The following is an 18,709-nucleotide window of genomic DNA, read 5'->3' on the forward strand; positions in this document are numbered from 1 at the left end:
GCTCAGCGCCTCCCGCCGGTCAGGGGCGCCAGCGCCCCGGTGACGGTGTTGGCGATACCTGAGGTGGCTCCGATCACGCTGCCACCGGTGGATCCGCCGCCTACGGATGTCGCCACTCGATTGCTCGAGCCGACGCCACCACTGCCAAGATGGGTGCCGGTGCCTAGGGCGCGGTGCATCTGGTTCATGCCTTGCCCGACGCCGGCACTGATGCTCGCGGCCCGGGTATCGTCGAGAACGATGGCGGTGACGCCTCCCATACGGCTGTGGACGCTACCGGTCGCGCTGCGCGCCATATTGCTGCTGCGCATCAGGTCAGCCCGCGCTCGGATAGGGCCGCTCTCGCGATTGACGTATCCGAAGGGTGCTGTCTCGACTTCTCGCAGCACGATGATTTCACCCGGCTGGACCCCAGGGCGTAGCTCGGCAGCCTGACTCTGACCGGTCCCCACACCGGTCAGAGCCGCCACTGCTGCAGCTGCCAGCATCAGACGCCACTGGCAGGCCACGGCCACGCCGCCCCCTTGCCCTGCTTCCATCCCCTGCCCTTCGTTGACTTTCAGGTGTCCCATGGTGATCACCAGTCCCGTTGCGTAGTGACGGTGGCGCTCTGCCGGTTGTTCAGGCCGTTGGCGACACGATGGCTGCTATCGCCGCCACCGCCCCCTGCGCCGCGCCCTGGACGCTCGTCCCAAAGAATGACGCCGTCAGCGTCTATTGCTGTGTCGGGAACAAAGCGTCCGCGAATCTGGTCCAGCGCTCCGTCATTGACGATGTGCTGTTCTATCGGAGTGGCGAATACCTGGGTCGCATCCGTCAGCGAGTTGTCGGACTGGGCCTGACCTGCCGCGGCTAGCGCAGCGGTCGCAATGATCGCGCTGGCTACGCAGCGAAACTGAATTCGGCCTTTCGCGATCATCTGGTTCATGTCGGCATCTCCTGCGGATGTTGATCCCTGCGCCCCTTTGCTCCTCGCCAAGTACAGAGCAAACGGCGTGCCAACTTTTAAACCATTGATATTTAATAACTTTTATTTTCCACGCTGTCGGAAACTGTTAACTGGCTGATACAACGAGCCGAGACACCACCTGAAGGACCTGCACAAAATGAGATTTAATCCATTGTTTTTAAATGGATTTAAAGGATAAGTAACAGGACTGGTACAGCCTTGGGCGCGACCGAGCTCGCCGAGGCCAAACGCCAGGAGCTGAAAAGGAAGGGAGTGCACACGAACCCGCACAAATCGTAGGTTTCAGCGCACAGGAAAAAAATCGACACACCGGTGAACAGGCTGTTGGCATGCGTTACGCCAACGTCGCCCCCGAGTCAGCAAGGACGTACCCATGGGCAGCCGATATGCTGACCAATGCCTTCCGAGAACCAAAAGCCATCGGCAAGCAACTGTTTTTATTGGATGAAAAAAGAATCGAAGGACATGAGGCGGGATGCAATTATGCTGTTTCACTCACGATACAGTTTCTGTTTCGAGCCCCTTCAGGCTCACTTCAGCTCACTGCATGGCTTTCACTACCTGGTTTTCACTACCAGGCTTTCACGACATGGCCGCCATTGGACGGCCTTCACTTCGCGACCTCCACCTGGGGGGCGGTATCAGCAGGTCAACCTCGGGAGAAAGTGGCTTGCCAGACACGCAAAGGCCCCGCCATCGCGGGGCCTTGCAGGGTATCGGCCCTGAGCCAGTGCCACCCTTGAACGCCGAGACAGTCATGTCGGCGCGGGGCATGGGAAAAAGGCTAGAGAGCGCTTGTTTGGCCTCACTGTCCACCGACATGGGGTTGAGCAGGCCTCAAGGAATCGACAGCTTCAGGCGAGAAAAGGGGCACCGCCTCCCTAAGAGAAGGCGGCCTCCTGGGGCGGGGTTCGGGAAATACCGTGCTTGTCGAGCAGGCGATAGATCGTCACTCGGGAGACTCCCAGCTCCTTGGCCGCGGCATTGACCCGGTACTTGTTGCGCCCCAGCGCCGAGAGCAGGGCATCCCGCTCGGCTTCTTCACGCACCTCTTCCAGGGTCATCTGGTGCCTGTTCAGGCCGCGACGCTCGATCCCGAGGTCTTCTGGCTGAATCAGCCGGTTTTCACACATCACCATGGCCCGACGCACCCGGTTGATCAGCTCACGCACATTGCCCGGCCAGTGGTAGCGCTGCATCACCGACAGCGCCTCGCGGGAAAAGCCTTTCAGACAGGAGGCCTTTTCGCTGGAAAAGCGTTCGAAGAAGAACCGCGCCAGGATCTCGATATCTTCGGAGTGCTCCCGCAGCGCAGGCACCTTGACCTGGAGCACGTTAAGACGGTGGTAGAGGTCCTCGCGAAAGCGCCCCTCCTTGACCGCCAGGTCCAGATTGACATGGGTCGCCGCCACGATGCGCACATCCACGGGGATATCGTCGAGTCCCCCGACACGCTGGATGCAACGCATCTCCAGAAATCTCAACAAGTTGACCTGCAGCTCCAAGGGCAAGTCGCCAATCTCATCGAGAAACAGGGTGCCCCCGTCGGCGGCCTCGATGCGTCCAATCTTGCGCTGGGTGGCCCCCGTGAAGGCGCCCTTTTCGTGACCGAACAGCTCAGACTGAATCAAATGCTCGGGCAGGGCTCCACAGTTGATCGCATGGAACGCTTCTCGCGACCTGGCCGAGCGCTCGTGGATGGCCTGGGCGGTCAGCTCCTTGCCGGTGCCGGATTCCCCGCTGATAAAAACAGGCGCATCGACCACCGCGACCTTGCGGATGGTCTTGAACAGGTTCCACATGACCGGGGTCGTGCCGACAAACTCGTATTCGGAATCTTCTGCGCTGGTCGACATGCTCTGCTCTTCTCGATCGCGCTGCTGCAGGCGCGCCAACTCGGACGCATGCTCCAGAAGAATCGACAGACGCAAGATATCGACCTGGGGTGACACCAGCGAATGGCTAAGATGGGCCATGATACGGCGCTTGTCGGCATCGCCTATCTGTTCTTCCGAGCCCACCGCAATCCAGGGCCTTTCGCTCTTGAGAATCAGCGGCTCCAGGTGCCTGAGATCATGGCTGGACAGATCCCCCAGCACCATCACTCCTACCTGGCAAGGATCATCTACCTGTAACCGGCAATCGGACAAGGGGGTGATCAGGGGATGCATCTGCCATCCACTGCTCTGCAAGCCTTTCAGCAGATGACCGGCGTCCCCCTCTGGATTGCCGATCCACCAACTGCACCGCGGCATCACATCCATCGTGTGTCCCCTGAACCCGACGCCTCGCCCAGCAGGCCATGATCACGGCAATCGCGCGATCCATGGCCCAATCGGCACAACCTTGACACGCTGCGCCGGCACCAGCCCCATGGACATCACGCTCGTTACCTTGCGACATCACGCCGGGTCGGTACTGCCGTCCGGTAAGTGACGGCCAAGATGGCCACTGGGTTGCCTGGATACGCTTCGTCGGTATGTCGTCGTTGTCTTACATTCTTATCGGTTGAATCATAGCACCGTATCACTCGCTGCCTCGAAACGGTAATCCACGCTCGGCAGCCTTGACGTAGCCGTCCACATGCAGGGCCTCTTCTCGACAAAAGCGCTGCACCGCGTCAGCAAGGCGCGGGTCGGCGATGTGATGCAGGGAGGTCAAACGCCTGGGGGCGAAGCCGCGAGCCACCTTGTGCTCGCCCTGGGTACCGGGATCGAAGCACGTCAGACCTTGCTCCAGGCAATGTTCGATCCCCTGGTAGTAGCAGGTCTCAAAGTGCAGGCAGTCTGCCATGACCTCACTGCCCCAGTAGCGGCCATACAAGGTGTTGCCACCTTGCAGGCACAGCGCTGTCGCGACCGGGCGTTCGTCAACCAGCGCCTGAATCAACACCAAGCTGTCCGGCATAGTGCGCCGTAGCTGCTGGAAGAAGGATTCACTGAGATAACCGGCGCTGCCTCGCTCCAGATAGGTGATGCGGTAGCAGCGATAGAAATGGTGCATCGCGGCCTCATCGATGTCGCGACCCTGAAGCCGGCGCATGCGTATGCCCTGTTCGGCGACCCGACGCCGTTCTCGCCGCACTTCCTTGCGGCGCCTTGAGGTCATGGCAGCAAGATAGCCATCGAAGTCGCCAAATCCCCGGTCGCGCCATTGAAACTGCTGTCCCTTCCTCGGGATGAGCCCAGGGCAGGCCTGTTGCCAATGAGCGATTTCATCGTCTTCGGCGAACAGCAGATGCCAGCTTGATAGGCTATCGTCGGCCTCCCACTGGCTGGCCAACAGCCTTATGGCGGCACCAGGGTCTTCGCCTTCGGCCAGGGCTAGCCTCGGCCCAGGAGCTGGGGTGAAAGGTATGGCGCTGATCGCTTTCGGATAGTAGCGACCTCCTGCTCGCTCCCAGGCATCTGCCCAGGCCCAGTCGAACACATACTCGCCCCAGGAATGCTCCTTGTAATACCAGGGCAACGCCCCGACGAGACGATCTCCTCGCCACAGGGTCAGGTGCGCGGGCAGCCACCCCGTTCCCTCTCCCACCGCCGCAGTCGCCTCCAGCGCATGCAGAAACTCATGGCGCGCAAAGGGATAGTCCGGCCCGACGACGGCGTTCCAGCGGTGGGCCGGTATCTCCGCCATGGCCGTCAGTCGGCGCAGCTCCAGCGCCAGTTCCTGATCGTTGCTGTTGGCCAGAGGGGGTATTGGCATCACAACTGCCTCCTAGCGCTTTGCGATTGCGCCACAGAGTGCCAGACTTTACGGCAGGACGCCGCTGCTCACCGGTAAAGGTGAGAAACCCACCCCTCACTCCCGTAAAATAACTACATATTCGACCAAAGCATTCGGTTAAAAGGGAGGAATGCGGTCAAATGTTTGGTAAAGTTACATACCTGACCCGCATCAACACGTCTGAGGTTGACCATGGCTAGCCAGCAAGCTTCTTCGCTCGATCCCACTGTTGCCCGCGTTACCGAACGCATCCGCGAACGCTCTCGTGAGAGACGTGCGCTCTACGTGGAGCGCATGGAGGCCCAGCATCGTCGCGGAGTTCATCGTGCGGAACTGTCCTGCGGCAACCTTGCTCATGGCTTCGCGGCCTGCGGTAGCGAGGACAAGAATCAGCTGAAACTGATGAACAGCGCCAACCTGGGAATCATTTCGTCCTACAACGACATGCTGTCCGCCCACCAGCCGTTCGAAACCTTTCCCGAGACCATTCGGGAGAGCGCTCGCCAGATGGGGTCCACCGCACAATTCGCCGGCGGCGTGCCCGCCATGTGCGACGGGGTCACGCAAGGCCAGCCAGGCATGGAGCTATCACTGTTCTCCCGTGACGTGATTGCCATGGCGGCCGCCGTAGGCCTGTCCCACAACATGTTCGATGCCGCACTCTACCTCGGGGTGTGCGACAAGATCGTGCCGGGCCTGTTTATCGGCGCTGCGCGCTTCGGCCATCTGCCCACCACCTTCGTTCCCGCTGGCCCCATGCCAAGTGGCCTGCCCAACAAGGAAAAGGCGCGGGTCCGCCAGCTGTACGCCGAGGGCAAGGTGGGTCGCGACGAACTGCTGGAGGCCGAGTCCGAGAGCTATCACAGTCCGGGCACCTGCACGTTCTATGGCACCGCCAACTCCAACCAGCTGATGATGGAATTCATGGGGCTGCACCTGCCCGGGGCTTCCTTCGTCAACCCCGGCACCCAGATGCGCGAGGCGCTGACGCGGTTTGCCACCGAACAGACCATCCGTAACACCGAGCCCGGCGGCAACTACCGCCCCTTCTATCGGCAGATCGATGAACGCGCCATCGTCAATGCGATGGTCGGGCTCCTGGCTTCCGGTGGCTCCACCAACCACACCATGCACCTGGTCGCCATGGCGGCTGCCGCTGGCATCACGATCACCTGGGACGACTTCTCGGAGCTGTCCTCGGCGGTACCCAGCCTGACGCGGGTCTACCCCAACGGCCAGGCCGACATCAACCACTTCCAGGCCGCAGGCGGCATGAGTCTGTTGATTCGCGAGCTGCTTGGCGCGGGTCTGATCCACGGCGACATTCCCACCGTGTTCGGCGACGACCTCACCGCCTACACCCAGGAACCCTTCCTGGAAGACGGCAAGCTGGTATGGCGTGAAGGCCCATTGGAAAGCCTCGACACGGATGTGCTGCGTCCGGTGGCCAATGCCTTTGCCCCCACCGGAGGTCTGAATGTGCTGCAGGGCAACCTGGGCCGCGGCGTCATCAAGGTCTCGGCAGTGGAGCCCCAGCACCGCATCGTGGAAGCCCCGGTCAAGGTCTTCGAGGAGCAGAATGACCTGAAGGCGGCCTTCGATGCGGGGGAGCTGGACCGAGACGTGATCGTGGTGGTGCGCTTCCAGGGGCCAAAGGCCAACGGCATGCCCGAGCTGCACAAGCTGACCCCCTACCTTGGCGTGCTCCAGGACCGCGGCTACAAAGTGGCACTGGTCACCGATGGCCGTATGTCGGGTGCGTCAGGTAAAGTGCCGGCAGCGATTCACATGACACCGGAAGCACTGGACGGTGGCCCCCTGGCGAAACTGCGCGATGGCGATATCGTTCGCCTTGACGCTGACAAGGGCGAACTGTCTGTGCAGCTCGATAATGCCGAGTGGCAGGATCGTCCGAAGCGCGTGGCCGAACTGGACCACTATCATGTGGGCCTGGGACGTGAACTGTTCGGCGGTTTCCGTCATCTGGCCATGGGCGCAGAGGAAGGTGCTGGCGTATTCGGCGGCTTCGAGGCCGACGACCTGGTACGCCAGCAGCAACAGATTCACGACGAGGACGCCTGACCACGCCATGACACGTCAAGCGCTGATCGGGGATATCGGCGGCACCAACGCGCGCTTTGCGCTGGTGTCGCCGGACCACCCTGCCCCCCACCACATCATGACGCTTCCCTGCGCCGACTATCCGGGAGTGGTCGAGGCCGTTCAGGACTACCTGAGCCAGGCAGGTGCCAGCGGCCAGGATGCGCCGAAGGAAGCCTGTCTGGCCTTCGCCTGTCCGGTACACGCCGAACGGGTCAGCATGTCGAACAATCACTGGGATTTTCTCAAGAGTGATGTTCGACGCGAGCTGGGGCTCGATAACTTCAAGGTCATCAACGACTTCATGGCACAGGCCCTGGGCGTCCCCCATGTCGCTGCCCATGAGCTGGTCAGCATTCAGACGGGTGACGAGGTCGAGCATGCCGCGCGCCTGGTGATCGGCCCGGGCACTGGCCTTGGCATGGCCGGCGTGTTCCCGGCGCGGCGTGCCTGGGTGCCCTTGCCCAATGAGGGCGGACACGCAAGCTTTGCCCCCACGGATGAGCTGGAGCTGGACATCTATCGCCACTTTCACCGCCGCTACGGGCGGGTCAGCGTGGAGCGCATCCTGTGCGGCCAGGGTCTGCTGGACCTGTACCGCGTGCTGGCCGACATGGACGGCCAGCCGGCACTGGCGTCATCTCCGGCGGAGGTGACCAGCGCGGCCAACAGCGGTGACCCTCTGGGGCGTGATACCATCCTGCGCTTTCTCAAGATCCTCGGTGATGTGTCAGGCGATGCCGCCCTGACCCTGGGAGCCAGAGGGGGCGTCTATCTGTGCGGAGGTATCGTGCCGAGACTGGTGGACTGGCTACCCCACAGTGGTTTTCTCAGCGCTTTCAGCAGCAAGGGCCGTATGCGCCCCTACAACGAAGCCATCTCCATACAGGTGGTCAAGGCCCCCTGGACGGGCTTGCTGGGCGCCGCCGAGGCGCTCCACAACGAGGAGGTCGAATGATTCCGGCAACGCTGCAGAGTTTGATCAATGACGTGCAAGGCCAGGGCCGTATCCACTGGGCCGGTCGTGAGGTCTGGGTGGCCAACGAGTCCTGGGGGCAGCTGGCGATCTCGCTCCAGGGGGCCCAGGTACTGCACTATCTACCCGCGCCCGACCCCGCGCGAGCCGCAGGCGCTTCTTCTTCCGCGTCCGACCCCGCGCGAGCCGCAGGCGCTTCTTCTTCCGCGCCCGACCCCGCGCGAGCCGCAGGCGCTTCTTCTTCCGCGTCCGACCCCGCGTCAGCCGCAGGCGGCGAAGTCGATAGCGGTGCGGATGACGCGCTGGTGCCCGGGGGTTGGCTGTGGGTAACGCCGACGCCCCAGCAGGTGCCGGGTGCCATCCGCGGCGGGATTCCGCTGTGCTGGCCATGGTTTGCCGACGAGAACACGGCGGACGAGTCTGCCGATCGTTCTGGGCCGATGCACGGTCCGGCACGCAAGGCTGACTGGCAACTGGATGCGGTGGATGAACACGAGGACGGCGTCGAGGTGCATCTGTCGCTGCCTCAGCGGCTGCACAGCCAGCTTCACCCCCGCGCCGTGGTCCAGGCCAACGCCCAGCGCCTGCATGTCGAGCTGATCACCGAGCACCTGGGGGAAACCCCGGTCAAGATGACTGCCGCGCTGCATAGCTATCTGGCCGTGGACCAGGTCTTTGCCTGCCGCGTCGAAGGACTGGCTGGCGCCCGCTACCTGGACAAGCTCAAGGGCTTTGCCGAGAGCGAGCAGATCGGCGAGCTAGGAGTGCGCGAGGGCATTGACCGGATCTACCACTCCAACGCCGAGGTGGTGCTGGATGACGGCCACCGGCGCCTGCGCATCGCTCGTCAGAACAGCGACTCGGTCGTGGTATGGAACCCGGGCGAGTCCCCCAACCCGGACACTCCCCTCGACGCCGCACGTCGCTTCCTGTGTGTGGAATCCGCCAACACCCGCCTTGACCCGGTGTGGCTGGTACCTGGGGCCCAGCACATGCTCGGCACCACCCTATCATTGGCCAACGACTGATCGCCGAGGAGCCTCCCATGACCCCCGTGATCGCCTTCGGAGAAGCGCTCGTGGATATGCTGTCCAGCCGGCTGGGCAGCAGCAGGCAAGGTCCAGAGACCTTCACACCCTACGCCGGTGGCGCACCGGCCAACGTCTCGGTGGCCTGCGCCCGTCTGGGTCTCACCAGTCGTTTTCTGGGCATGCTGGGAGACGACCACTTCGGTGACTTCATCGCTGCCGAGCTTCAGCACCACGGTGTCGATGTCAGCGGCGTAGCGCGCACGAAAGAGGCCCGCACCGCCCTGGCCTTCGTCTCACGGGATGACCAGGGTGAGCGCACCTTCGACTTCTATCGGCCGCCTGCCGCTGACCTGCTCTACCGCACGGAACACCTGCCCCAGGGCGTCTTTGCAGAGCCCGCCATCGTGCACCTCTGCAGCAACAGCCTGACGGATGAGGACATCGCCGAGACCTCGCTGGCCATTACCGAGATGGCCGCGCGAGCAGGCTGCCTGGTCAGTGTGGACGCCAACCTGCGCCATAATCTGTGGCCAGATCATCAGATCGACATCGGCCTGGTCACCCGCCTGCTGGACCAGGCGGACCTGATCAAGCTGTCGACCGACGAACTCGAAGCCCTGCGTGGCGATCACCCCCGGAAAGACTGGTTGGCCGAACGACTGGCGGCCGGAGCACGCCTGATCGTGATCACTGACGGCCCCGGCTCGGTGGCAGCCCATACGATTCGCGGCGTGACTCACATGACACCGCCAGCGGTGACGGCGGTTGACACCACCGCTGGCGGCGATGCCTTTATCGGCGGCCTGCTGGCGGCCCTTGCCGACCACGACTGGCAGCAGCCCGACTGGGCCCAGGACGGCGACTTTCTTGAGCGCGCCCTGACCCTGGCATGTCGCTGCGGCGCCCATGCCGTGACGCGTCCCGGTGCGTACTCGGCGCTGCCCCGGCGAGAAGATGTGATCGACTGAAGCGATCCGCTACGGTGACTGCCCGCCCCCGGGGCCGTCGCCTGACGTTCCATGCGCGCAGCGTAGTGTCACGTCAGCGCATGGATGCAGATGCAGATGCAGTGCTTGCTCAGGCCAGATCCCTGGCCTCGACAAGGTGACGCCCTGCCGGGGCCAGCACGGCACCGTCGACCAGCGCCTGGGCAATCCTTGATACCGGGCTCGGGCGCCACTGCCTGGGCAACAGCGGCCGCAGCAGACGCGACGCGGCCAGGCCCAGGCGCTCGCCGCGACGTACCTCGAGGCGCTGGCCATCGATCAAGCCAGGCCGCACTATCGTCAGGCTATTGAAGTCGAGTCCTCCTAGCGCGTCTTCCAGCTCACCCTTGACCCGGGAATAGAAGAAGCGTGAGTGGGGGCTGGCGCCCAACGCCGAATTCAGAGAGAAACGCTGGGCCCCGCCTGCTCGCGCCTGGCGGGCGAACCACAGCGGTAGTTCCAGATCGACCCAGCGAAAGGCGTCGCGAGATCCTGCCGCCTTGAGGGTGGTACCCAAGGCGCAGATGACGGCGTCGACGTGCCACCGTTCACCGCCTTGTTCGAGCTGGGCAAAGTCCACGACAGGACTCGTCAGGCAGGAGTGCTCGCGCTGCAGCGGTCTGCGCACCGGCGCCACCACGGCACTGACCTGCGGATGATCCAGCAGCCTGCTCAGCACCTCCTGCCCCACCAGTCCCGTCGCTCCCAGTAACAGCACCTTCATGTCGCCGCCTCCGACGCGGTTGTTGATGCCCTGCATCTTGCCATGCCGGGACGATATCCGAAGCCCTATCCGTGGCTATAGCGACATTGTGTGGACGAGCTCACAACGAAGCAAAAAAAATCCGGCCAGAGGCCGGATCAAGGACAGCACCAGCTGTCGAGAGAGAGCACATGGATCATCATCCAGTGCAGAGAGCTCAGTGGTGGAAGCGGTCAGCGGCTTCCTTGGCCAGGGCGCGAATGGCATCCCAGTCACCGGCATCGACCAGCGACTTCGGCGTCAGCCAGGAACCGCCAACGCACATCACATTCGGCAGTGCCAGATACTCGGAGGCATTGCCCAGATTGATGCCGCCGGTAGGACAGAAGCGCGCTTCGCCGATCGGGCCACCGAAGGCCTTGAGCGCCTTGACGCCTCCGCTGGCCTCCGCCGGAAAGAACTTGAAACGACGGTAGCCATACTGCCAGCCGGTCATCAGCTCGGAGATGGTGGCGACACCGGGCAGCATGGGCACCGGGCTTTCCACGCCATAGCGATACAGTGCATCCGTGGCGCCGGGGGTGACCACAAAATCCGCACCGGCCTGCTCGACCTGACGATACTGGGCCGGGGTCAACACCGTTCCAGCGGCGATGCTGGCCTGCGGCAGTGCCTTCTTGAGGCGCGCGATGGCCTCGATGGCGCAATCCGTGCGCAGGGTGACTTCCAGCACGCTGAGACCACCTTCCACCAACGCACGCCCCATCGGCACAGCATCCTCGATGCGGTCGATGACGATGACGGGAATGACCTCTGCCTTGAGGCAGATGCTGTCCAGTTCAGTGGTACGAGTGGAGGGAAGCTGTTTTTCAATGGTCATGAGTGACTCCAGAATTCAGGGTGCCCAGTAGACGGCCAGCGGGCAGCTCAGGAAGGCGCGGATGGGCAGTTCCCGCACGTCGTCTCCGGCCATGGCGGAGGCCAGCACCGAACGCTTGTCGTCGCCGGTAAGATGCAGCACGTGGCGACGTGCATGGTGCAGTCGCTCGGCACTGAGGGTGATGCGAGCCTGAGGCTGACTGGGGGTGCGCACCGCCACGGTCAGCGCATCGGTGCTCAGGGCCAGGTCCAGCTCGCGGCTATCAGGAAACAGCGATGCGGTGTGCCCATCACCGCCCATGCCGAGGATGACCACCGACGCCGGCCAGGACAGACCGGCCAGCCGCTCGGCCACCTCTTCAGCGCCCTGCTCCGGGGTGGCATGGTCTGTCGTCAGCGGCACGAAGTTGGCGCTTTGAGCGTGATTGACCAGCAGATGTTCACGCACCAGACGGGCATTGGCGTCATCTGCGTCAGCCGCGACCCAACGTTCATCAGCCAGCGTCACGTCCACTCGTTGCCACTCCAGCGACTGTCGCGACAGCGCATGAAAGAAGGGCACCGGAGTCGAGCCCCCGGAGACCACCAGCAGAGCCCGCTGCTGCACCGCCAGGTCTTCACGCAACGCCGCCGCCACACTTTCGGCCAGCTGATGGGCCAGTTGCTCGCGCGGCGACAACTCGGAACCTTGTGCACTCATATCAGTAGTCCTCGTACCAGCTGCGACCATCCTGGGTGATCATGGCGATCGAGGCCACCGGCCCCCAGGAGCCCGCAGGATAGCGACGCGGCGGTTCATTGCGGTCTTCCCAGGTGGCGATCAGCTCGTCGCACCAGCGCCAGGCATGCTCGACTTCGTCACGCCGCACGAACAGGTACTGCTGCCCCTTCATCACCTCGAGCAACAGCCGCTCATAAGCATCCGGAATACGGGCCTTGGGGAAGGCGCTGTTGAAATCCAGATGCAGGGGCCCCCGGCGCAAGCGCATGCCCTTGTCGAGGCCGCTGTCCTTGGTCAGCACCTCCAGGCGAATGCCTTCCTCGGGCTGCAGCCGGATGATCAGCTTGTTGGCGGCGATCGCGCGCTGATCCGGGTCAAAGATGTAGTGCGGCTGCTGACGGAAGTGGATCACGATCTGCGACAGCTTCTCCGGCATGCGCTTCCCGGTGCGCAGATAGAAGGGCACGCCCGCCCAGCGCCAGTTGGCCACTTCGGTCTTCATGGCCACGAAGGTCTCGGTGTAGCTTTGGGTATTGGCGCCCTCTTCCTCGAGATACCCCGGCACACCCTGGCCGTTGCTGGTGCCCGCCGTGTACTGGCCCCGCACCACGTCGCGACCAATCATGTCATCGGTAAACGGCTTCAATGCCTTGAGTACCTTGACCTTCTCGTCACGAATGGCATCCGCGTCCAGGTTGGCTGGCGGGTCCATGGCGATCAGGCAGACCAGCTGCAGCAGGTGGTTCTGGACCATGTCGCGGAGCTGTCCGGCCTGGTCGAAATAGCCCCAGCGCCCTTCGATCCCGACCTTCTCGGCCACGGTAATCTCGACGTGAGAAATATGGTTCTGGTTCCACTGGGTACCGAACAACGGGTTGGCAAAGCGCAGTGCAATCAGGTTCTGCACGGTCTCCTTGCCGAGGTAGTGATCGATTCGGTAGATGCGCGACTCCGGGAATACCGCTCCCACCGCATCATTGACCTCACAGGAGGACTCCAGGTCGTAGCCGATGGGCTTTTCCACCACCACGCGGCTCTCGTCATCCAGGCTGCCACTGGCCTCGAGATGTCGACAGATATCCCCGTACAGGCTGGCACCCACGGCAAGATAGACCACCAGCGGGCGCTGCTGGGCCTGCTGCTTGCGCCAGTCGGCAATCGCCGTGTAGCCCTCCACCGTGGTGAAGTCGACGGTCAAGAAGGACAGGCGGTCCAGGAAGCGCGACACCACCTTGTCATCCAGCTCGCTGGCCTTGACGTACTCCTTGAGCGACGCATGAATGCGCTCCCGGAAGGCGTCGAGATCGATATCCTGGCGTGCCAGTCCCAGCAGCCGGGTATCCGGATGCAGCAGACCTTCACGATCGAGCTGGTAGAGCGCGGGAAACAGCTTGCGGCGAGACAGGTCGCCCAAGGCGCCAAACAGCGCCAGATCAATGTCGGTGCGCTCGGCGTCACTGGAGCGGGAGTGTCGTGTCATAACCGTCCTCGTGTGCTGGTAGACTCCTGACGGGCGGGGCCAAGGCATCTAATGGCTGAGTGACTCGCCGCAGGGATATCTAAGTTTACAAAAAAATAGTCGAAATTCCGCGGCGAGTACACACAATATTTTGTAAACTTACACAAAATTTGAGCTCGCTGCGCTTATACATTCGGTGTACATTGCGGGGACATCGAATGTGGATTGGATGTCGTCGGCGAGACAGCTAGGATAGCTGGCATTGTGTAGTTAAATCACCACATCCCCTGAGGGAGTCGCCCTGGCTACCCCTTCACCCCACCGTCCCATTCACCCACGCCGCTACGGAGCCACTGCCGACCATGGTTCGCCACGATCTTATCGAACGCATCCGCGCCCGCCTGGACGAGCTGAATCGCTCCGAACGCAAGGTCGCCGATGTCATTCTGGCCGACCCTGCCGCCGCGACCGGCATGAGTATCGCCAGTTTGGCTCAAGCCGCATCGGTCAGCGAGCCTACCGTCAATCGCTTCTGTCGCAACTTCGACGCCAAGGGCTACCCGGACTTCAAGATTCAGCTGGCCCAGAGTCTGGCAGGGGGCACCCCCTATGTCAGCCAGGCAGTGGAACCCGATGACAGCGCCGAGGCCTACACCGGCAAGATTTTCGGTGCCACCATCGCCGCACTCGATCTCGCCAGCCGCGAGGTCTCGCCCGAACGTATCGACCGCATGGTCGACTATCTGATCCAGGCCAAGCAAATCCATTTCTTCGGCCTTGGCGCCTCCGGAGCCGTCGCCCAGGATGCTCAGCACAAGTTCTTCCGCTTCAACCTCCCGGTCAGCGCCTACGTCGATGTGCTGATGCAGCGTATGGTGGCCTCGGCCTGCCACACCGGGGACGTCGTGGTGGTACTGTCCTACACGGGACGAACGCGAGAACTGGTCGATATCGCCGCCATCGCGCGGGAACATGGTGCCGTGGTGCTGGGCATCACCGCCCCGGACTCTCCCCTGGCTCGCCAGTGCACCGAAACCCTGACGGTCAGCGCCCCGGAAGACACCGATCATTACATGCCCATGACGTCGCGGATGGTGCAGCTCGCCCTGATCGACGTCCTCGCCACCGGGGTCACACTGCGACGCGGCGAGGACTTCCTTCACCACCTCAAGAAGATCAAGGACAGTCTGCGCAGCACTCGCTACAGCGTGGACGACTGAGTCGAGCCGCTGTCGCGGCATGCGGCTTGCCTCAAAGGGGTAATGGCACAACAATAGGCGCCCTGCCCCGCGGGAATGCCCTCGCGATGGCTGACCATGCACCTCATTGCTCAAAGGCTGCCCCATGCGCTCACTTGCTTCGCTGACGTCGTTGCTGGCTATCGCCACCGCCGGCCTGATTGGCCTGCCCTCCGTCGCCGCCGCGGACACCTTCCGCTTTACCGCCATTCCCGACGAAGACGAGTCGCGCCTGGTTGAGCGTTTTTCCAAGGTAGCCGACTATCTCTCCGACACCCTTGAGGTGGACGTGGAGTATGTGCCCGTCAAGTCCTACGGCGCCGCCGTCACGGCCTTCCGCAACGATCAGGTGCAGCTGGCCTGGTTCGGCGGACTTTCCGGGGTACAGGCACGACGCCTGGTACCTGGCTCCCAGGCCCTGGCCCAGGGCGTCGAAGACGCGGCCTTCGAAACCTATTTTCTGGCCCACGCCAGCACCGGCCTGGAACCCGCTGATACGCTCCCGGACAGCATCGAAGGCAAGACCTTCACCTTCGGCGCCAAGACGTCCACGTCAGGCCGCCTGATGCCCGAGCACTACCTGCGCGAGCGCTTTGATGCCGCCCCGGAAGAGCTGTTTACCCGGGTGGGTTTCTCCGGTGACCATTCGCGCACGATTGCGCTGGTAGAAGCTGGCACCTACGACATCGGTGCGGTCAACTTCAAGGTCTGGGACGCGGCGCTGGCCAACGGCAACGTGGATACGGACAAGGTCGACGTGATCTGGTCCACACCCAGCTACCCGGACTACCAGTGGACCCTGCGCGGCGACGCCGATGAGACCTTTGGCGCAGGCTTCACCGACAGAGTGCGCCAGGCACTGCTGAGCATGGATGATCCTGAGCTGCTCGAGAGTTTCCCGCGCTCAGGCTTTATTCCTGCCGACAACGACATGTACGCCCCCATCGAGAGCGTCGCCGAGAACCTCGGCCTGCTGCGCTGATGTCACAAGGCCCCAAAGACACTGCCTCGATGTCCGAGGCAGTGGACTTCACTGGCCTGAGCCTTGACGGCGAGGATCTCGGTCACGGACGGCAGATCGTGTTGAGGGATGTCCGGCTGCGATTGGAACCAGGCCAACGAGTAGCGCTGCTCGGGGAGAGCGGTGCCGGCAAGTCCACCCTGCTGGCCACCTTGCGTCAGCGTCTGGGAGCGCACGCTGCCTGGTGTCCACAACACCATGGTCTGGTGCCCCAGCTCTCGGTCTACCACAACGTCTATATGGGACGACTGGAGCACCACTCGGCGCTGGCGAACCTGTGGAACCTGGTGCGGCCACTGGCCAGCTGCTGGAAGGACGTCACCGCGCTGTGCCAAGCGCTAGGCCTCGACGGACTCGCCCGACGACCGGTGGGCCGCCTTTCCGGCGGCCAGCGCCAGCGCGTGGCCATCGCCCGGGCCCTCTACCAGCAGCGGCCGGTGTTCATTGGTGACGAGCCCGTCGCCAGCGTCGACCCCCATCAAGCCATGTCCCTGCTGGACCGGATTGACGCCCAGCACACCACGACGGTCATGGCGCTGCACCAGCGGGAACTGGCCCTGAGCCACTTTGACCGGGTCTGGGGCTTGGCTGACGGACGACTCGTGCTGGATGCCCCCAGCCACAACCTGAGCCTTGCCGACCTGGACGCGCTGTACCCAAGTGCGACGGCTGCGCCTGACGCGTCCGCCATCACCAGTGAGTCAGCGATCCCATGATAGCCAGCGGTGACTCCCGTCCCGGTCTGCTGGCCGGCGACGGTATCGGCGCTCGGCTGGCCCGCCATAGCCTGTGGCTGATCGCGCTGGCCCTGATCGCCATTCCGCTGGCGGACCTCGAGATTCTCAGCCGTGACCCCTGGGCGGAGCTGGGACGCATGGCGCTGGGCCTGGCGCTGCCGGATCTCGGTGCCATCGAAACGCCGCTCCAGGCCATCGGCCTGACCGTCGCGGTGGCGTTCTGGGGAACCTTGAGCGGTGTCGTGCTCGGTTTGCCACTGGCATTGGTCTACTCGCGCTCGCGCTGGGTACGCGCCGCCTCGGCGGGTGTGCGCGCGGTGCATGAGTTGTTCTGGGCCCTGCTGTTCCTGCAGGTGTTTGGCCTGTCAGCGCTGACTGCCCTGGCGGCACTGGCGATCCCCTATGCCGGCATCTTCGCCAAGGTCTACGCGGAGATTCTGGAGCAGACCCCGCGGGCCGCCCAGGAGGCCCTGCCGGAGGGCACAAGCCGGCTGGCCAGGCTGGCCTATACCGAACTGCCGCTGGCATTCGCCCAGTTGGCCGCCTATACCCGCTACCGCTTCGAGTGCGCGCTGCGTGCCAGTGTTCTACTGGGCTTCGTCGGCTTGCCGACGCTTGGCTATCAGCTCGAGAGTGCCTTTCGCGAAGGCCGGTATCACGAGGCAGGGGCCCTGCTGTGGCTGTTCTACGCCTTGATCGCCACCTTGCCCTGGTGGGCCCATCGCCGCCTGCTGCTGCCGCTGGGTATCGCCAGTGTCACCCTGCTGGGACCGTGGCCGGAGATCGATGGAGGGCTGCTGTGGCGCTTCGTCAGCCAGGATATCTGGCCTCGTGCCCTGCTGACGGGCGATATCAGCGGCCTTGTCGACTGGCTGATGGGCTTGCCTGCCCTGGTGACAGCGGTCGCCAATACCCTGCTGCTGGGCTTGCTCGGCACGGTGGGCGCTCTGCTGATCGCACTGGCGCTGTGGCCGCTGGCATCACGTCACTTCGGCAACCCGCTGACGCGGGGCGCAGGACGGGGCATTCTGATTCTGCTGCGCTCTACCCCAGAGCTGATGCTGGCCTTCATCTTTTTGCTGCTGCTGGGTCCGTCGTTGCTGCCCGCCTGGCTGGCACTGGCACTGCACAATGGCGCATTGATTGCCTTTCTGGTCAGCCGCCACGCCCATGCCATCGAGCCCGGCATGGCAGGGCTGCCGGCATCAGGACGGCTGGCCTACGAGCTACTGCCCCGGGTCTACCCAGGCATGCTGGCCCTGGTCTACTACCGGGCCGAAGTGATTCTGCGGGAGAGCGCGCTGCTGGGCATGCTCGGGGTGGCCACCCTGGGTGACATCATCGACGATGCCTTCCAGATGCTGATGTTCGACGTGGCCTTCGCCCTGCTGGTGGTGACGGCACTGCTCAATATCCTGGTCGACGCCCTGGCGAGGCGTCTGCGTCCCTGCGAGCCGCCCATCGACGATCCCTGCCTACGCTGACCTCATACTGGCAACGACGACGCCGACCCAAGGGTCGGCGTCGTGGCTCACGATCTGCTGCACAACGGGCTGAACCAGTGTCGAGCTCAGCCGTTCACCGCAAGATGGCTCACCCCTTGATGGCAGCGGTCACGGTAATCTCGACCTTCAACTCGCCCGCCGGCATCGGCGCACAGACGCAGGTGCGAGCCGGAGCGTGACCTTCCGGTACCCAGGCGTCCCAGACCGCATTCATGGCCGCGAAATCCTCGCCTTCTTTCAGGTAGATGGTCGCGCTCAGCAGGTGCTCGCGATCACTGCCGACTTCGGCCAGCAGCTCGTCCACGCGCTCGAGCATGCTGGTGGTCTGGGCGGTGATATCGCCCTCACGCGCTTCGGGGCCGGCTACCTGGCCACACAGGTAGGCCACTCCCTGATGAATGACACCACGGCTCATGCGGGTCTTGGTGTCATGACGCTGAATGCTCATCGCGCTCTCCAAAAAAAGTGATATCAACTGTAAATTAGCAACAAGGAAGATGTTTCATCCGCCGTCTTCCCGGTAGTCTCGCCGGCTGCCTTGGGCCGGAGTTCAATATAGCCAACTTTCGCCTGCACGAGATAGCCCGATCGGGCGTTTTTGGCGGCACAACAGTGTCAGGTCTCTCTCATGAGGACGACTGAGTGATGACAGCCCGG

17 protein-coding genes are annotated in these 18,709 nt (G+C 63.3%); 8 read left to right on the forward strand and 9 right to left on the reverse strand.

Features of this window, described 5'->3' with window-relative positions; all coding sequences use genetic code 11:
* Nucleotides 1–2: 2 nt before the first annotated feature.
* From KUV72_RS04475 to KUV72_RS04490, 4 genes are all read right to left on the reverse strand, one after another.
* The gene (locus KUV72_RS04475; protein ID WP_222237575.1) at nt 3–572 is read right to left on the reverse strand and encodes a hypothetical protein; all 570 of its coding nucleotides are present in this window, start codon (nt 570–572) and stop codon (nt 3–5) included.
* Between the two features lie 5 nt (nt 573–577).
* Nucleotides 578–928 carry a hypothetical protein gene (locus KUV72_RS04480; RefSeq protein ID WP_206941231.1) on the reverse strand — a complete coding sequence of 117 codons (351 nt, stop codon included), beginning with the start codon at nt 926–928 and terminating at the stop codon, nt 578–580.
* 923 nt (nt 929–1,851) lie between these two features.
* Complete coding sequence (locus KUV72_RS04485; protein WP_224908422.1) at nt 1,852–3,225, reverse strand: sigma-54 interaction domain-containing protein; 1,374 nt, start codon at nt 3,223–3,225, stop codon at nt 1,852–1,854.
* Nucleotides 3,226–3,496: 271 nt separating this feature from the next.
* The gene (locus KUV72_RS04490) at nt 3,497–4,675 is read right to left on the reverse strand and encodes a GNAT family N-acetyltransferase (RefSeq protein ID WP_222237576.1); all 1,179 of its coding nucleotides are present in this window, start codon (nt 4,673–4,675) and stop codon (nt 3,497–3,499) included.
* Between the two features lie 213 nt (nt 4,676–4,888).
* Between KUV72_RS04490 and edd the strand changes: the two genes are divergently transcribed.
* Genes edd through KUV72_RS04510 form a run of 4 tightly spaced genes read left to right on the forward strand, consistent with a single transcriptional unit; the run spans nt 4,889 to nt 9,771 of the window.
* On the forward strand, nt 4,889–6,778 hold the full coding sequence (edd, locus tag KUV72_RS04495; RefSeq protein ID WP_206941235.1) for a phosphogluconate dehydratase: 1,890 nt from the start codon (nt 4,889–4,891) through the stop codon (nt 6,776–6,778).
* Nucleotides 6,779–6,785: 7 nt separating this feature from the next.
* Nucleotides 6,786–7,754 (forward strand): glucokinase, encoded by a 969-nt coding sequence (glk, locus tag KUV72_RS04500; protein WP_222162771.1) that lies wholly within the window; start codon nt 6,786–6,788, stop codon nt 7,752–7,754.
* A complete protein-coding gene (locus KUV72_RS04505; RefSeq protein ID WP_222237577.1) occupies nt 7,751–8,800 on the forward strand; it encodes a D-hexose-6-phosphate mutarotase in 1,050 nt (349 codons plus the stop codon). The genes glk and KUV72_RS04505 overlap by 4 nt, the downstream gene beginning before the upstream one ends.
* Nucleotides 8,801–8,817: 17 nt before the next feature.
* Nucleotides 8,818–9,771 carry a carbohydrate kinase family protein gene (locus KUV72_RS04510; protein ID WP_222237578.1) on the forward strand — a complete coding sequence of 318 codons (954 nt, stop codon included), beginning with the start codon at nt 8,818–8,820 and terminating at the stop codon, nt 9,769–9,771.
* Between the two features lie 109 nt (nt 9,772–9,880).
* Here KUV72_RS04510 and KUV72_RS04515 read toward each other — a convergent pair whose 3' ends face one another.
* From KUV72_RS04515 to zwf, 4 genes are all read right to left on the reverse strand, one after another.
* Nucleotides 9,881–10,549 (reverse strand): hypothetical protein, encoded by a 669-nt coding sequence (locus KUV72_RS04515; protein WP_222237579.1) that lies wholly within the window; start codon nt 10,547–10,549, stop codon nt 9,881–9,883.
* 160 nt (nt 10,550–10,709) lie between these two features.
* Nucleotides 10,710–11,372: a bifunctional 4-hydroxy-2-oxoglutarate aldolase/2-dehydro-3-deoxy-phosphogluconate aldolase gene (locus tag KUV72_RS04520; protein WP_206941245.1), complete on the reverse strand. Its 663-nt coding sequence runs from the start codon at nt 11,370–11,372 to the stop codon at nt 10,710–10,712.
* Nucleotides 11,373–11,387: 15 nt separating this feature from the next.
* Nucleotides 11,388–12,071, reverse strand: a complete 684-nt coding sequence (pgl, locus tag KUV72_RS04525; RefSeq protein ID WP_206941247.1) for a 6-phosphogluconolactonase — start codon at nt 12,069–12,071, stop codon at nt 11,388–11,390.
* A gap of 1 nt (nt 12,072) precedes the next feature.
* The gene (zwf, locus tag KUV72_RS04530) at nt 12,073–13,572 is read right to left on the reverse strand and encodes a glucose-6-phosphate dehydrogenase (protein ID WP_206941249.1); all 1,500 of its coding nucleotides are present in this window, start codon (nt 13,570–13,572) and stop codon (nt 12,073–12,075) included.
* A gap of 341 nt (nt 13,573–13,913) precedes the next feature.
* Between zwf and KUV72_RS04535 the strand changes: the two genes are divergently transcribed.
* The 4 genes from KUV72_RS04535 (at nt 13,914) to KUV72_RS04550 (ending at nt 18,031) form a co-directional block, all read left to right on the forward strand.
* Nucleotides 13,914–14,771, forward strand: a complete 858-nt coding sequence (locus KUV72_RS04535) for a MurR/RpiR family transcriptional regulator (RefSeq protein ID WP_206941251.1) — start codon at nt 13,914–13,916, stop codon at nt 14,769–14,771.
* 124 nt (nt 14,772–14,895) lie between these two features.
* Nucleotides 14,896–15,771, forward strand: coding sequence for a putative selenate ABC transporter substrate-binding protein (locus KUV72_RS04540; protein WP_222237580.1), 876 nt, complete (start codon nt 14,896–14,898; stop codon nt 15,769–15,771).
* 29 nt (nt 15,772–15,800) lie between these two features.
* A complete protein-coding gene (locus KUV72_RS04545; protein WP_222237581.1) occupies nt 15,801–16,526 on the forward strand; it encodes an ATP-binding cassette domain-containing protein in 726 nt (241 codons plus the stop codon).
* Nucleotides 16,523–18,031 carry a PhnE/PtxC family ABC transporter permease gene (locus KUV72_RS04550; protein WP_222237582.1) on the forward strand — a complete coding sequence of 503 codons (1,509 nt, stop codon included), beginning with the start codon at nt 16,523–16,525 and terminating at the stop codon, nt 18,029–18,031. The genes KUV72_RS04545 and KUV72_RS04550 overlap by 4 nt, the downstream gene beginning before the upstream one ends.
* A 109-nt stretch (nt 18,032–18,140) precedes the next feature.
* Here KUV72_RS04550 and KUV72_RS04555 read toward each other — a convergent pair whose 3' ends face one another.
* Complete coding sequence (locus KUV72_RS04555) at nt 18,141–18,500, reverse strand: RidA family protein (RefSeq protein ID WP_222237583.1); 360 nt, start codon at nt 18,498–18,500, stop codon at nt 18,141–18,143.
* Between the last annotated feature and the right edge of the window lie 209 nt (nt 18,501–18,709).

The organism is Halomonas sp. DP4Y7-1 (assembly GCF_019800705.1).
Lineage (GTDB): Bacteria > Pseudomonadota > Gammaproteobacteria > Pseudomonadales > Halomonadaceae > Halomonas > Halomonas litopenaei_A.